Origin of the sequence: Pseudomonas sp. S31 (assembly GCF_016648105.1) — a bacterium.
GTDB lineage: Bacteria > Pseudomonadota > Gammaproteobacteria > Pseudomonadales > Pseudomonadaceae > Aquipseudomonas.
In genome coordinates this window covers 37,837-51,406 of record NZ_JACVVE010000005.1, presented here as the reverse complement: position 1 = coordinate 51,406, position 13,570 = coordinate 37,837, and the positions used below count along the sequence as shown (strand labels likewise).

Sequence of the window (13,570 nt, the reverse complement as noted above, 5' to 3'; positions counted from 1 at the left end):
ACCTCCTCCACCCCCCGTACGAGGATAAGACGTCAAACCGCCACTCATGGGTTAGCCCCCTGTGAGAGCGGAGAGATCAAGCCTCCACCCCGCTTGCTAACCAAACGGTGGTGTTGAGCTTTCTCGATGGTTTCGAGCGAAGTCCAGATTCTCTCTCCAATCTCTGAGCTGTCTTTTTCATTTGATATCAACAGCGGCACCAGTTGCATCAAAGCATCACGCACCTGGATCTTGTGCTCCTCGACAGCTTCAAGAAGCTCGACAAGCCGCGTGCAGAACAGGGGTGAGGATAATTCCGGCGCGGCCCCCTCCAACGCTAAAGCAGTTCGAACCCCCGCAGGGGTCAAACGGAGCTGGCCCTTGTGGACGGGCGCCTCGAGGAGGCCTTTCCTGACGAGTTTTTCAAGGGCGGATGCGCAGGTCGACGGACGACCGATATTCATTTTTTCCATCTCAAGCATAAGTCGATCAATTGGCATGAACCAGCGCCCTGCCGACTCCCCCTCAAGATCAAGGGGCGCATCAGACAATTCCGAAAAGTGGTATTGCAGGAACGTGGCGTCGTTGTCAGGCGCTGCTTGTTCAAGAAGATGAAGTTGCTCCTGTGTGAGCTTCTCCCCAGTGACGCCCTCAAACCGGACGCCTAGCCTACTCTGGCCAGAAAACACGTAATCGAGCCGGGCTCGTGTCACCTGTGCTCCTGCTTCCCCGACAGACTCGGCAAAACTGAAGCGATCCCAGATGATCTGGTAGATATCGCGACACACCTGACTATTGAAAGCGCCTTGCAGGACAGTGGGTGGAGCGGCTCGATCCAGCGGCGTAACAGGAGGATGGCCGCTCGCAAGGAATGCGGGAATGATCGGATCTTCAGGCTCAAAACCTTCGTCACCGAAGCTTTCTCCCCACGACCCGTCATACAAAGCCTGCAACGCTTCCATGCTTTTCCATGGGAGGTGGCCAAATCGCTGCCATGCCTCTGCGAGCAGAGAGAATGTGCCAGCGACAGGCGGCTGCACTTGCTCCCGGAGTATCTCCGGTGGACTCAGCAGCTCTAATTTTGCAGACCCCAATTTTCTTATGATCTGCTCAACCTGCGAGGTGCGAGTAAGGTCGCGCTGCTCGCCGATGTCAAAAAGATAACCTGACAGTTGTTCGTTGCCCACGCGTACCTTCACGCGTATCCGACTATGCGCCTGAAGCGATACGGCCCGCCGGGCATGGTCAAGAATCAAGCGAAGAATCGCACCCTGAACTCGTCCCACCAGCTTAAATTTTGGGGATTGCTCACGAAGGCTAGTGCAAGCACCACAACTGACCAAATCGCTCAACTCACGCATGTCGATGTCACGTCGGCGCAAGTCCTCGCGGCAAAAACGCTGCGTGACTAACAAGTCGACGATCTCTCGTACGGATTCGGCAGCCACTTTGCGTTCATCGATGCTACCTGGAGCATTGAAAGCCGCTCTAACTGCAGGGCCGTTGATTGCTCCCAAACGAACGCGCAACAGGCTCTTGCCTGAAGCGCGCTCCTTGAGCAACCGCTGGACTTGCCACGCGATCAGCTCTCCCATGCGATCGTCATCGGTCGCAATGACGACATCCTCCACCGCGTCGATAATCTTGCTTACTTCACCAAGAAACGCACCAGCCCCCATCTCATTTCGAGGAATCGGAATAAGACCCGCGGCAACGTCCACGCCCCCTCGAACAGGAAGATATTGGAGAGCTCCGTGGGTAGCGATCACCGCGCAGCTTTTGCCTAGGATTCGAGCCAGGGTCTGCTGCTTCCCGCCCGCCTCGATAACTACCAAGCGTCTTGGGTACAGCAATCGAGCTTGAGGGGTTTTGCGCAGATAAGCACCGAGAAAATGGATTGGCGCAAGACCCGCTTCATTTGCCTCAGGGGCAGGAAACAGCCGCTTCGGATGCCCAAAGACGATGAAGGAGGATTTCGCTCGCGACACAGCCACGTTCAACAGAGAGGCATCCCGATCCATGAAGCTTCCTGCAGCTTCATCAGGGCCTTCAACCAAACTGAAGCAGACGATGGGTCGCTCTGCACCTTGCAGTTGATGGACAGTACCGACCGTGACTTTCTTGATGTCATCAACGGTGGGCCAAGCGATCGAGCCGGTACCTCTCAACTGATCGAATACCTTCTCGAGTTCAGCACGTAAGAGGTTGGCTTGCGGGCGGTAAGCCGTGATCAGCGCGACAATATCCTGAATGGATTTGCCCTTCGTGGCAGGGTCGGTCTGCCAGGCAGGCCAGCGTTCACCAATCCAACTGGTGATGTGCTCCACCTCCATTGGATTGCATAGAGATCCGCCCTTTCGGACAGGCTTGTTCTCTATCGAAACCCACGACATGGCGGGTTCGTGGCCAGCACTGCCTTCAGAGGTTCTGGGTACCAACGTCTTGTTGTAGCTCAGCGCATTGCAGTAACCGATGATGCTTGGCTTACAGCGATAGTGATACCGCAGAGTGATCCCAAGATCTTTTTCCTCTCGCCATTTCGATACCAATCGGGCAGCAGCAAGCACGCTGCCATCAGCAATGGACAAGCGCGATTGCTTCAGATCATTGAGGCGATTGAAGACGCCTGCAGCCGATGCGACAGCGATCTCGCTGAGCGACTTGTGGTTCCAAATAGGCTCAAGCTGCTTCAGATCCCCCACGACAGCTGCCCTCTTAGCCATCAGCAACGCTGGGCCGGCAAGCTCCGGAGATGCCTGTCCTGCCTCGTCAATTACCAAGAGGTCAAACAGGGAAAAGGAGTGTTTGATTGCGCTATCGCCCTCAACCAAGGGGCTTATTTGTCCAAGCGTTGATACGTTATGCAGCGTTGAAACCAGACAAGGTGTCAGCATGCAAAGACGACGCAGCGACTCTTCGACATTTGCAGGGTGCCGTGAGAACAGCCGCTCACGTTGAGCGAGAAGAAAACGTCCTTCCCAATACCGCGCCGCCCAGTGAAACGCGTCGCTGCTAAACGTGAGGTCGATTGCACCTCGCGCTGCATCTGCATCCCCCCGGTTCTTTTTGAGATTGCCAATCAGCCTATTCAACTGTTCATGGCGATCAGCGTGCCAGATCGTTGCCGGAGTGGGCCGAGCATTTTCAAGCAGCGTCAACCAGCTTGGATCATCTTTCGCCAAGTACTCCAAAAAGGTGTCGCGCAGCTTAACGGTGACACGCAGTTCTCGGTGCACAACTTCAACGGCAGCTTCCATGCTCGACAGAGCGTGCTGAGGGAACACCCTTCTGGCGTGTGCCAGATAGGCCTCCTCGAGCTCCAGGGCATTGTTAGGCGTCAAGACAGATGGCTTATCCTTGTACGACCACAGCATGCCTGTAGAGCCCCAATCGCTCTGTACACAGACGAACCGAGCGAGCTCCGCTTGTTTGTCCGTGTTGCCCAGCATGCTCTTGGAAGCAAAATATGCCCCATAGCTGGGAACACCTGCGATCCAACGCTGGGCGTGAGGCAATGAGTCGTCTGGATGAGGCGCTTTGCCGAAAGCTTCGATAACGTTGGTAACTGATTGGTTGGTTGCCCCGCAGGCGACGACGATCGGACATGCCTCTTGGTTTAAAGCTGCACTGACCCATCGGCTGGCAACTACCGCACGCAACATCGAAGTCTTACCGCTTCCAGGAGGGCCATTAATCGCTTGGATTTCGCCGTCTTGAAGACTGGCAACAGCGCATGCAGCTCTGCGCTGGGACTCGTCCAATGGGAACAGTGGGCGATTGCCTTTGGAGTCGTCGTACTCGTCAATATGGCCGGTGATCAGGTTGGCAATCCCACTCGGCATACTCGCTGCTTGGAGTGCCTGCTCCCCACCACAAAACCGTTCGAACAAAGAGATCTTGGGGCGCTCTTTGGCATCGAGGAAGCTCGCGTACACATCAACCATCGCCTTTGCCGCAGAGCCTTGCGAGGGAAACACGACAGCACGAAGCACCCAATTCGCGGAGTCGGTCTTGCCTCTGGTGGTTGAGGCCGCTGTCTCCTTGGCAAGCGATCTCAGCTTCTCTAGCAATGCCTCATCCTGGTCGACCTTGAGTAGCTCGCGCACAACACTCAGTGGCGTCGACCACCACGTTGCCCAATCCACCTGCAGTGACTTGTCAGAGGAGAGTTGCCCCAGTGCATCGAACATGCGTTCATTGGCCAGTTGACCATCAGCGATCGCGAAGGCATCCCCCCTCTGATCAGGAGACAGATAAGCAGGGTTTAAAATAGGTGCAGCGGAGGTTCGGGGTGCCAGGAATTTTTCTTCCACCAGCAACGCGGGAACAGCAAGCAACGGATGACGGCTCACAAGCCGCTTGTCACGAGTGTTCAGCTGACAGAGCATGAAGACGACAGCCACATCTTCGCCGACCAATCCATCCTCAATCTGGGTTGCGACCTGAGCAACCTCGTCCAACGCCAGTATCATCTTGTGCGCCGGCGCGTCTTTAGACTTGCCACCGAAAGAGCTGAAGTTGACGTAATCCAAGCCCCCCTTCCAGTAGGCGGCAACATCTTCTGGAGGAAGCACAGGCGAGCGCGATACAGCCGACACCGAATTGCCAAGTGGATGAGGCTCGGCTGACGAATGAGGCTGGGCTGGTGAGTGAAGCTTGGCTGTTGAGTGAGCTTTGGCAAGCGAACCGAGCGTAACGGAAGCATCAACTGGAGTGGCACCGCGTAGCGGTGGAGTGCTCTCAGTTGCTTGAAGTGAAAAGAGAGCGGACAAGTTTTTTAGAAACGTACTCAGCGCTGCCCTCATGCTTCACCTCGCATAGGCAGGGATCGATGCAAACGGCTGACATTCCAGTAGGGTGGATTACCGACTAACTGGACGATGGCCGTTGTTCCTTTGGTGAGTCCGCCGTAAACAATCTCCTCACGTTTGAAGAACCCGTTGACGTTACCCCGCCCTACCCTTCGATCCTTGATCTCAATTGTCACTTTCACTTTTTGAATCTTCTTCTTGGATGAGTCGCTTCCAGGTGGAGCATCCTGGGGGGCGATCTCGTCAATTTCCAATGGCTCGGCTTCCACCTCGATGGACTCACTTTCATCGATATTATCGACAGCGACGACCGTACCCTCAACCCAGTCAATGGCCTCTTTGGGGGTTGGCTCACGCATCGGAATCGGGGCGACTAGCTTTTGGGTATTCCAGAACCCTCGGGCATTCCAGACCAGGGTCACCTCAATGCACCCGATACTCAGGCAGTCGATTTCTTGAGGGGAGCCCTCCCGCAAGACAGTTTGGGCATGCTCGATGTAGTCCTCTGCCCGGCTCACTGCGCTTGGGTCACTTACGTCAACTCTCGTAAGGGATGGAATAGACTGACGCCGCAGTAATGTAGTGAAGACGTTTACCAGAGGCCAGATCGAAACGCCTGGCAGCCTGACTGCGAAGGGCACACTTTTGACGGAATCGTTCGTGCTCCAGTCCCGCAGCGGGAATGCGTGGAATGCGATCAGCGAATCAGTGATAACGGTTGCTAGCGTCGGCTCCAGGATTTCAGTCACCGTCCAGTCCGCTTCATTCGGCAGCGCCATAAAGGTGAGTTCCTGCCCACGCTCTATATGAGCAAATCTTGCCGCTCGAAGCGCCTTGGAATCGAGGGTAGCGTGCGCTGCACCAGGTTGCCCTGGGATAAGTTTGATCCGCCAGGATCGTTGGCCGCTAACCATCAAATCAGACTCAACGAATCCCGTGAGCCTAACCTCAACCGGCTTGGCGCTTTCTGCGAGCTCAACGACACGCCAGCGACCCTTACTCAGCTGGATTTTGCAATCAAATGGCACGCCGAGTTCTGGCTGGCATTTCAACGTCTTCGGGCTGTAGATCGCCTCAGGCGTAGGTGATTCGGGCGTCAGCACCTTCGCCCGCGCGTACTTCCCATACGGCCCGTCTAACCACTGCTCTACGCAAGCACTGACTTCGGTGGGTGTAGATTCCATTTCCTTGGACATTGGTGCGCTCTAACGTGTTGATAAATGCTCAAGGAGGGAAACCGCTCCAGTGCATGGGGGCTGGTACTGCAGAGCCGACAAGCCTACATCAAAAACGCCCGATCTAGAGCCTCCGCAATGCGATAAACGTTGCCGTCTACCAATTCGGGTTACCCAACCAAAGAAAGGCAAGAAGGCACTAGCTTCTACAGCGAAAACAAAGTAATAGCCTCTCAATCGCAACAGCCTCAGTGGGCCAGAGGGACGACTCAACTAAATGCAGCCAGCGTGGTGATGTGACTGTCGCTCAACCCTTTCTAGGGCTGATAGATCCTGCGGCGCATCTGGAGCAAGCGGGCGTGCACATCGATCAATCCGGTTACTGGATTTTCTGCCTCGCGACCTACTACCCTCAAGTGCAACCACTGCCAACCTGGGATGGACTCCATGCGAGATTTACGTTTCAGTCGTACGTTTACGCTGTTGCAGCAAGAGGGCCATTTAGCTAGAGCCTCACTCCTCTCAGGAATCGATCTGCTTCTAAAGGCCAACCTAGACGAGAGAACAGTAGGCAATTTTTATTCGGCATTTTTTCAGCTAACTATTGGTATAGAGCGAACTTTAAAGCTCGTGATGATTACAAATCACATGCTTGAAAATAACTACAATCCTCCAACTGACGATGAGCTACGCAAGAAATACGGGCACAATATTAAATCTACCTACCTGCACGCACTATCCGTGAGAAACAAATGGGGGCACGGAAAAGTGGAGGCACCAGCAACCGACAGCATTGAGGAGAAAATTCTCGATTTCCTGGAGAAATTTGCTAACAAGGCACGCTATTACAACCTCCGCGAGCTGAACAACACGACCGCAGATCGCGGCCCGCTCGGAGACTGGTACTCCATCTGCATAGAAGTCGCAGAAGCTAAGATAGGGTACTCGAAGCTCAACAAATCAGCCGAACAGGTCATGCATCAGCTCGATCGAGCAGGATTAGTAGGCTACTCATCAAAGTTCGATTTCGACGGCCACCCTATGACACTGTTCGACGATTGTTGGAGAATGCATGTAATACAGAAAACCGCACCTAGTCTGGGAAATCGTCCAGTTCATCAGGCCGCTGTATGACGCCTTAAGCTATATCGCTCATGAGGCGATGGAGTTTGAGAACGAAAAGCAATTGAAGCTACCCGTCATACCCCACCTATATGAATTTTTTGTGTTTTCACTTGCGATGGAGTCGGACACTATACGTAGAAAATCATGGACTCGATTATTTTCTTAACAAGCGTGACACCTATGAGCTCAGATTGAAGATAGGGGGCCGCCGCCCCCAATCTTATTGAAGCAAATCCAAATTCAGCAACTGTTTGGAAAAGCGATCTATGAATTTTCGAGCATCTCGAATGCCATCAGATAGCTCAGCTGCGCTCACCTCATGGGCGCGGTGAATGATTCCATCTCGTCGACCGACCAAAGAACTGAGCTGATCGCGATGCGGCAAACGCTGGGGGGCTGTTATCACGCCAATACGCTGGAGCGCATCCTGCAACGCCCTCAGCGCCTCCCTGGGGCCAAGCGTTTCGGTACCATTCTCCTTAAATGCTGAGAGCGCCAAATCCTCTCGCCGCTCAAATAATCCGTAGAGGAACATTTCGACAGCGTGGACGGTAGCAATGGCGGCAAGCCTGCGATTGTTTGCGCCACCCTCCCACTGCAGCTCTTCGGCCTTCCTGAAAAAGTCCCTAGCCATCAGCAAGAAACCGTCAACCTGGGCAAGCATCTGCGTCTTGGTGGTCAGGTAGGACAAAATCACGCTGACAGTGAAATCGGTCGTCCACGGTTCTGCTTCCCACTCTCCCAAATCTGACTGCTGTGAGAGCAGCCAAGACTCACCAGCCTCAAGCACGTGCGGAACGTCGCCTGACTGATCCGATCTTCGAATAGCCTCCAGCGCGAGGACAGTACTGACTAGATCAGGCTCTTCGTCGCCATCATTTCTAGGGAAGCTATGACTATCCGGTAAGATACGAGTGAGTAGCCAAGCGACAGCCTTGCCAATAGCTTCGTGATACCGGTCATCCCCCAATCGCTGCAAAGCAACAGTAGCGTATGCAGTGATGCGAACGCTTCCGGGCTGATCCGGCTCAGCCCCCCAACAGCCAGACAAGTCTTGTCGACGGATCAATCGGTCGGTAAGAACCGCAGTCTCCCTACGCAGGCGCGCCACGACTATACGGCTTTGGCTGCAACGCCAGAGCGCATGGCCAATGTCTTCGATTCGGCCTCCCTGATCCTCTTCCCCGCCAAGCTCTATTAGGCGGCGAGCGCAGCAGCTTAGCGCTTCATCAAGACGCTCCTTCTCAGTTGGACTGCCGTAAAGACTTAAGAACCACGCGAGGGAAAATTGCCAATCTTCAGGTAGGTTTTGCCCTGCGGCGTCGCGCTGTAGGACGGCCTCCAGAGCGCGCCGTCCTTCCGCTGTTCGAGGCTCAATGCCCAGAATCGGAAAAAGTTCAGGTGTTGGGTCACGAAACATCCGTGCGGGGAGCAAGGCCATTGCCTTCTCAAGCGAAGCGGGAAAGTCCGCCAGCTCCTCAACGAGTGCGGGGGCCATACGTGAGCGTTCACGTTGCGTTTCAGTGTACTCAGCGGCAACAACAGTGACTGATCTGGCCAGGCGTTCAGGAGTTCCGGTCACAATTAACTCTTCGGGAAGATCTCCATCTTTGACCGCCCAGTGAGTTCGATGCTGCTCAAATTGAGTCATGCCCAATTGATCGGACACGCTCAGAACGCCTGCCCTTTCCAGGTAGGCATGCTGTTCGTCGGGCTCAAAATCAAAGGCGAGTTCGTTTCCTCTCCGAACTATATTGCGTATGCGTCCATGCCGAACCACCCTTGCATGTGGGCCACCGGCACCCACCTCATACATCAGCAAAGCGGGGACTTCTTCCAGCCGACGTAATGATTCAGGGTTAGCCGGGTTGATGTCCGCAGCCTCAAGCCCGCTGTATTCCTTGAAACGGCCCAGGCCCATCGAATACGGCTGGGTCTCCCACATCTCGCTATGACCGGCTACCAGTAGGTTGAACATCCCTATTCCTCGGAGCGACTGCACACGGCGGCAAGAGTAGCACGGACGAAAAGCCGCGCGCCGCGGCTTTAAGGGCTAGCCGGAGTAGCAGCCAGAAAGGATGCCGTATCTGTAGGGGCTCCCACCGATGGCAGGCGCGATGTTTGTTGGCAGATCGGTTTGCTGACGGTCTGAACTATTATTGGAACAGATTTTTGAGAGCATGCGCGCCGGCTTTGAGCAGCGCCGCTACGGTGTTCACCTCCTGTATGTGTCGTCAGGAGAGGTGACCAGGTGGTAGCGATCGGGCAACTCGGCACGGTTACGTTCCAGATGACGACGCTCTCGGGCCGTCAGGTCAACACGGGCCAACTGGGCATCAGTGGATACCAGCTTTTGCCGATACTCCGGCGATGAAAAAGCAAATCCAGGCGATATCCTAAAGAAACACGGATCACTGATCCGCCAGCCCCTCGATCAGCCGTGTCGAGAGCATGGGGGTATGTCTCGGAACACGGCAGGCATCTGCGTGAAGGCCGAGTACCGTCGTTCGAAGAGGACGAGCTTTTGGTCGGACTTCCCGCCGCCGTAAGCAACTACATCATCAAGAAAGCTCAACCTATCCTGGATGACGAGGGAGATAGTCTGTTCCAGGCAGTGCTTTGGGCCCGCAGCCGGTTGTCGATACCGCACAATCGGTCTCGCCACACCTGTATCGGTTCACGGGAGGGGGCGTACCCCAACGGCGAAGCTGCCAGCTCCGACGACGTGGCTCGTCAGGCCCCAATAACCTTGAAGTTCAAAACCCTCGCTCATGATTCCCGGCTGCTGGGATACAATCCTCGGTGGGTGCTCAAGGCGTATGAATACCGAAGAATTATCTGGCATACGTTAATCATTGGCGATCCGCTTCAATGCACATGATTGGCGGTTAGGTGTGTCAGCTTAACCGCCAGGCGTCGAAAATCCCGCAGACTCTGACGCCCGCCGTCCGAACGAAATGTGGCGATAACGTACCGGCTGTTTTCAGTCGTAATCACCCAGAACCGCCCCTCCTTTTCTACGTCCACCACATCGGATGTGCGAATGATGTGGCCATCTGCAAAACGACCTAGCGAGTCCTGCCTCACATGGCCGTACACCACTCCAACGGCAGCCCGCGCCTGGATGATTACGCCCGTGAGGTACGCCGTAACTGGCTTGGCGAAAGCTTGGTTTTTCGCCCTCACGATACGTTGAAGATCAAAGTCAGAATGGCGCTCGCCGTGGCATTCGACCATTACAGTTTCAAACATGTACGCCCCTTGCCTGATTTTATTAACCACCCTCGGTGGATCGCGTATCGACTTGACTTAGCCATCTCGGGAGCCTGTAAACCCCCGCGACGACTATCAAAACGCAAGAGTCGGATTGCTCTCAAGCTCAGGCCGAGGCTTCTAGAACACCCTGCTCACCCAGCCCCAGTCGGTCTCTCATGGTCGGCTACGCCTCGCTCAACAGCTTTTACAGCTGCGCATGCTCCCACGTGCTGAGCAGCTCCACAGGGTCGGTACTGTACGACTGCAGCGAGTCGAAAATGTAGGCACGCCCCTCCGGGCTGTAGCAGCTGTCGCAGTAGTCGAGCGTGTCACAGTCGTTATAGAACGTCAGCACCCAGCCATCGGCCTCCACGGTCATCAAACCGCAGTAGATTTCAGCCCACGATTGCTGACCTAGCCGGCGCATGCTACGAACTCCGAGAGCGATGTCCCACAGGATTTGATGAGCCTCGCGGGCTGTCAGTGATTTTGCTTCCAAAAGAACGGTACCTGGGTGTTGTCGGCCTATCCGTGCCCAACCTGGGCTGACCGAATGGTAAATGAAACCTTGCGTGTTGAGCGTGTTGGTAGCCTCCGGCCCTTTTGGAGCACACTCATGAAAGCCGATGCCCAGTCCAAGCTCAACGCCCGCTATGGCGCCCCTGACATTTCGCCGGCCACCCAGTGAAATGAGTCATCTAGAACCGAACTCAAGAAATCTTGACCGCGCCGCAGTTGCGACGCAGCTTGATCGTCTCCGTCATTTTCTATGCCGTCTGCCATGCCAAGCGATCTCGGTCTCCATCCTCTCCCCGCTTAGCTAAATGCTATCGTAGCCCTCTGACATAGAGTGGGTGTCTGAGTGAACGATTACGATTTTTCGCGCCTCAACGACAAAGAGTTCGAGGTGCTGTGTACCGATCTGATCGGCGCCGAAGAAGGCGTTCGTTTTGAGCGTTTCAAAGCCGGTCGAGACGGTGGGGTTGATGGCCGTTATCACAGCCCTAACGGTGGCGAGTGGATCCTCCAGGCCAAGCACTGGGCTGCTACGCCTTTTTCCAAACTTGTGGCGCACTTGCGTTCATCGGAAGCACCCAAGGTCGCTGTGCTTCAGCCCGAATGGTACATCCTGGTGGTCTCGCATCCGCTTTCGAGCTTAAACAAGGAAGAGCTGATTACTGCGCTTGGCGCCTCTTGCCCCGTGAGCGTTTACGGCAAAGAGGATCTCAACGACTTGCTTGCCAGGCATCCTATGGTGGAGCAAAGGCACTTCAAGCTCTGGATCAGCAGCGCTACCGTGTTAGTCCGCCTGCTCAACAATGCCATTGCGGGCCGCAGCGATGCGATGATGAGCGAAATCGTTGAGAGATCAAAAATTTTCGTCCAGACAGGTTGTTTCAACGAGGCTCTAGACAAGCTGGACAAGCAAGGCACGGTCATTATCACCGGCCAGGCGGGCATCGGAAAAACCACATTGGCTGAGCAACTCATCTTGTTCTATGCCCAAAAAGGGTTCGAATTTCTTTCCATCAGCCATAATTTACATGAGGCTGAGCAGGCATACGTACCTGACAGACAGCAGCTTTTCTATTTTGACGATTTCTTAGGTCAAAACTACCTGGAAGCGCTAGCGGGAAACGAAGGCAGTCAAATCGCTCACTTCATCAAAAGAATTCATCGCGACCGGTCAAAAAAGAGATTCGTACTGACGTCTCGATCAACGATATTAAATCAGGGGCGGATCCTGAGCGATGCATTTGAGAACAGCAAGGTCGATCAAAACGAAATGGAGATCAAGCTCCAATCGCTTTCAAGCATCGACAAAGCCCACATCCTGTACAACCATATATGGCATTCAGGCCTCGGGGATGAGTATAAAGAGTCGTTCTATGTAAAGAAGCGTTACCACCAGATCATCCGACATCACAATTTCAATCCTCGAATCATCCAGTTCATTACTGACCCAGACCGCTTGAAGGATGTACCGGCGGAAGATTATTGGAAGCATATCACTGACCTCCTGAACAACCCCAAGAAAATCTGGGAACATCCGTACGATGCGCAACTTGATGACTTTGGGCGATTCCTAGTTCTTCTGGTCGCGTTCCACGGGGAGAGCATCCTTGAAGAGGATCTGGCTAAAGCCTACGCAACGGGCTTACGTATGCCGGAGCATGCTAACTTTAAAGGCAAGCGGGAATTCGCTGTCGCAACCCGACACCTTTCAAACTCCCTGCTAACTCGCGTGATGATGGGCGATAAAGTTTATTATAAGCTGTTCAACCCCTCAGTTGGGGACTTCCTACTACATAGATACGCGAAAGATTCGTCGCTGCTTGAGTCTTTGTATAAGTGCTTACGTAGTCTCAGCACCATCAAAAAACTTCAGGACATGACAGGCAACAATCTCACTCCTAGCAATGTGACAATGGGTTTGTTCAGATCACTTTTCAAGCATGAGGAGAGTCTGGGTTTTGAGGGTAGCCCTCCGGAATACCTTGCCAAACTCTACATCAGCACTCAGATAGGCCTTAACGAAGCCGAATTAAGACGACGCATGAAGCTTGTTACTGATGTCATACTGAACAACCCGATTACGAGAAACTGCGAATATTGCTTGGTGGTGCTGGCAGATGCGATAAATGAGGAAATCATTACGCCTTCCTCGGCTGGGAGCTTTGTGCTAGATGTAATTAACTTCGGCATCGACGAGAAAGACCTGCCCGCTTTAGGCGACTTGGTAGGTCTTCTTGAGATGAACGACTTCCATGAAGCAACTGAGCCATTCACAGAGCTAGCTCTCCAGTTTATAACGGACTCACTGGATGAGATGTTTGAGGAAAGCGTTGTATTCAGCGACGGCGAGGACTTGGACGCGTCCAACAAAAATCTAATCGTTATGATAGATGATAAGTTCAAAAGCTGGCAGGTCTCTGCCACCAGGGCAATGATCGATGAGATTGTTGACGTCTATGACGTTCCATATCGCATGCGAAATTACTTCCGGGAAGAAGATGAAAATTACGTTTCTCACCGACCCGATCAGAGCAGGCTGGAGGCCCTGGACATTGATGATCTGTTCAGTAGGGATCGCTAAGTGCCTGGGTGTCGCTGTGTGAGTTTGGTGTTTTTTGGGGAAAGTAGGGGCGTGGGATTGGGGTGGTTTTAGGGTAGTCGTGGAGGTCGGACGGGATGGTGGGTGAGGGATTTTTGGGGGGCAGGTTC

General features: G+C 54.0%; 7 protein-coding genes. 2 read left to right on the top strand and 5 right to left on the bottom strand.

All coding sequences use genetic code 11. The annotated features are described in order from the left end of the window. Nucleotides 1–44 precede the first annotated feature (44 nt). A complete protein-coding gene (locus IAE37_RS05810) occupies nt 45–4,511 on the bottom strand; it encodes an AAA domain-containing protein (protein WP_201170824.1) in 4,467 nt (1,488 codons plus the stop codon). A 269-nt stretch (nt 4,512–4,780) separates the two neighbouring features. After that, a complete protein-coding gene (locus tag IAE37_RS05805; protein ID WP_201170821.1) occupies nt 4,781–5,986 on the bottom strand; it encodes a hypothetical protein in 1,206 nt (401 codons plus the stop codon). A gap of 426 nt (nt 5,987–6,412) precedes the next feature. Here IAE37_RS05805 and IAE37_RS05800 point away from each other — a divergent pair, with 426 nt between their 5' ends. After that, nucleotides 6,413–7,099: a hypothetical protein gene (locus IAE37_RS05800; RefSeq protein WP_201170819.1), complete on the top strand. Its 687-nt coding sequence runs from the start codon at nt 6,413–6,415 to the stop codon at nt 7,097–7,099. A gap of 211 nt (nt 7,100–7,310) precedes the next feature. Here IAE37_RS05800 and IAE37_RS05795 read toward each other — a convergent pair whose 3' ends face one another. From IAE37_RS05795 to IAE37_RS05785, 3 genes are all read right to left on the bottom strand, one after another. After that, nucleotides 7,311–9,068, bottom strand: coding sequence for a terpene cyclase/mutase family protein (locus IAE37_RS05795; protein WP_201170817.1), 1,758 nt, complete (start codon nt 9,066–9,068; stop codon nt 7,311–7,313). Between the two features lie 890 nt (nt 9,069–9,958). Then, complete coding sequence (locus tag IAE37_RS05790) at nt 9,959–10,342, bottom strand: hypothetical protein (protein ID WP_201170815.1); 384 nt, start codon at nt 10,340–10,342, stop codon at nt 9,959–9,961. A gap of 208 nt (nt 10,343–10,550) precedes the next feature. Continuing rightward, entirely contained in the window at nt 10,551–10,844 is a 294-nt protein-coding gene (locus IAE37_RS05785) for a DUF7693 family protein (protein WP_201170812.1), read from the bottom strand. 363 nt (nt 10,845–11,207) lie between these two features. On the opposite strand from IAE37_RS05785, the gene IAE37_RS05780 reads away from it, so the two are divergent. Continuing rightward, complete coding sequence (locus tag IAE37_RS05780) at nt 11,208–13,442, top strand: restriction endonuclease (protein ID WP_328822698.1); 2,235 nt, start codon at nt 11,208–11,210, stop codon at nt 13,440–13,442. Nucleotides 13,443–13,570: the final 128 nt, after the last annotated feature.

Coding starts and splice junctions, on each gene's coding strand:
- IAE37_RS05805 (WP_201170821.1), bottom strand. CDS start 5,986: ATGTCCAAGGAAATGGAATCTACACCCACCGAAGTCAGTGCTTGCGTA.
- IAE37_RS05790 (WP_201170815.1), bottom strand. CDS start 10,342: ATGTTTGAAACTGTAATGGTCGAATGCCACGGCGAGCGCCATTCTGAC.
- IAE37_RS05800 (WP_201170819.1), top strand. CDS start 6,413: ATGCGAGATTTACGTTTCAGTCGTACGTTTACGCTGTTGCAGCAAGAG.
- IAE37_RS05795 (WP_201170817.1), bottom strand. CDS start 9,068: ATGTTCAACCTACTGGTAGCCGGTCATAGCGAGATGTGGGAGACCCAG.